The sequence below is a fragment of the Mesorhizobium sp. M1182 genome, from assembly GCF_040318335.1.
In the GTDB taxonomy this organism is placed as follows: Bacteria; Pseudomonadota; Alphaproteobacteria; order Rhizobiales; family Rhizobiaceae; genus Mesorhizobium.
Genome location: NZ_JAMYMD010000090.1, coordinates 1 through 530, shown reverse-complemented (window position 1 = coordinate 530; position 530 = coordinate 1). Strand labels below are relative to the sequence as shown.

General features: G+C 65.8%; 1 pseudogene. It reads left to right on the top strand.

Annotation, left to right across the window (positions count from 1 at the left end):
- Positions 1–55 precede the first annotated feature (55 nt).
- Positions 56–530 (top strand): annotated as a pseudogene (locus tag NKH33_RS33185) (site-specific integrase); the annotation flags it as partial.

The following is a 530-nucleotide window of genomic DNA, read 5'->3' as shown; positions in this document are numbered from 1 at the left end:
ATCGTCATGCAGATGGGCGATGCCGACCTAGCCTCGTCCCCCTCCCCTTCCAGCCATTGCCAATCCCAGCCTGCCTGCGCAGCTTGAGGCGCTCGCCGGCCGCGCGCGCGATTATATCGAGGCGGCGAGTTCGGCCAACACGCGCCGCGCCTACGCAGCCGACTGGAAGCATTTTTCGAGCTGGTGCCGGCGCCAAGGCATCGAGATGTTCCCGCCCGATCCTGAGGTCGTCGGGCTCTATATCGCCGCCTGCGCGTCAGGTACGGCCACTGGCGACAAAAAGCCCAACACCGTTTCAACCATCGAGCGCCGGCTTTCGTCGCTCTCCTGGAATTTTGCCCAGCGCGGCCAGCCGCTGGACCGCAAGGACCGGCATATCGCCACGGTGATGGCTGGCGTTCGCAACACCCACGCCTCCCCTCCCCGGCAGAAGGAAGCGATCCTGCCCGAGGATCTGATCGCATGTTCGAGACCCTCGACCGCGGCACGCTGCGCGGGCTGCGCGACCGCGCCATGCTGCTTTTGGGTTT